This is a genomic window from Arthrobacter sp. 2RAF6 (assembly GCF_052115205.1).
GTDB lineage: Bacteria > Actinomycetota > Actinomycetes > Actinomycetales > Micrococcaceae > Arthrobacter.
Genome location: NZ_JBFRGF010000095.1, coordinates 1 through 1,172 on the forward strand (window position 1 = coordinate 1; position 1,172 = coordinate 1,172).

A 1,172-nucleotide genomic window follows, 5' to 3' on the forward strand; every position below is an offset into this window, starting at 1 on the left:
GTGAGTCGTCCTGGTCACCGCTGTCGCTGGCGACGGAGACCTTCTTGACCCCGTGGATGTCGTCCAGCTGCGCGATGAGATCACGCAAGGGCGGTTTACCCCGAAATCTCATCCGAACGGAGACATGCGGAGATTCTTCACCCACAGCGCCAGCGAGGCGCCGGGTGGAAAGGACGGATGAATCGAAGCCCATGTCCCCGGCGGCCGTCAGGATGTCCCGGAGGATGCCCTGGCCGTCCAAATACCTGATGTCGATCGTCCGCTTACCATCAGCAGAAGGCAGAAGCCTGGCCAAAGGAGCCAGCACGCCGACGGCGAGAAAATGGAATCCGGTAGCTGCGGCCGCAAGTGGAATCATCCCGGCCCCGCAGGCCATACCGATCGCAGCGGTCATCCAGATCGTAGCCGCCGTCGTAAGACCGCGGACCACGTCCCTGTTCACGAAGATCACGCCTGCTCCCAGGAAACCGATCCCGGACACGATCTGGGCAGCGATGCGCGAAGGATCAAGTACCACCTCCGGGCCCGTCACGGAACTAAATCCATAGGCGGACACCAGGGTGAACACCGCTGACCCTGTGCCCACCAAGGTATGGGTCCTCAGGCCTGCACTTTTCTGCCGCAACTGGCGCTCGACGCCTATCGCTGCCGACAACACAAAAGCCGCACCGGCAAGCATCAGCTCAGTCAAATATGTGGTTGATGAAAACTCCATCTCAACCCCGAACCGAACGAACGTGGCCGGGCAATAAGAAACCTATCTCCGGGGTGCTCAAACTGCGCCGCCTTTTGCTTCCCAGGATTTGACATGCCGCCACGGCTGCTTTTCCCACCACCGGCCATCCCAGTCGGCACGCAGCTCGAACAGCGTGTACCAGCGGGCAATAAAGGAGGCAGGGTGGGCGATAGGCAGCCCGGCGATGAATTCGCCAACCTCATCCGAAAGCTGGTTATCCACAAGGAGTTCGAAGCTCGCTAACCCGAGATGACCGGCGAACTGGTAATCGGCGACGGACGGGACCAAGTAGTCACTGTGTGGTACAGCGAGGGGCAAAACGGCCGCTTTAACATCGGCGGCAATTCGGTTGAGGGGTTCGTTGATCGAGTTTCCAGACTCGACGAGGTTGATGTTGTATTCGAAGGTGCCCTTGTGCGTCCGCTCGACCCCGCTG

The 1,172-nt window shown here is 60.2% G+C and carries 1 protein-coding gene and 1 pseudogene; both read right to left on the minus strand.

The genetic code is table 11. The features are described from left to right. On the minus strand, positions 1 to 715 hold a 715-nt coding region (locus AB4Z38_RS25595; RefSeq protein ID WP_441432320.1), incomplete at its 3' end, for an MgtC/SapB family protein. Positions 716 to 772: 57 nt separating this feature from the next. Further along, positions 773 to 1,172, minus strand: a pseudogene (locus tag AB4Z38_RS25600) (hypothetical protein); the annotation flags it as partial.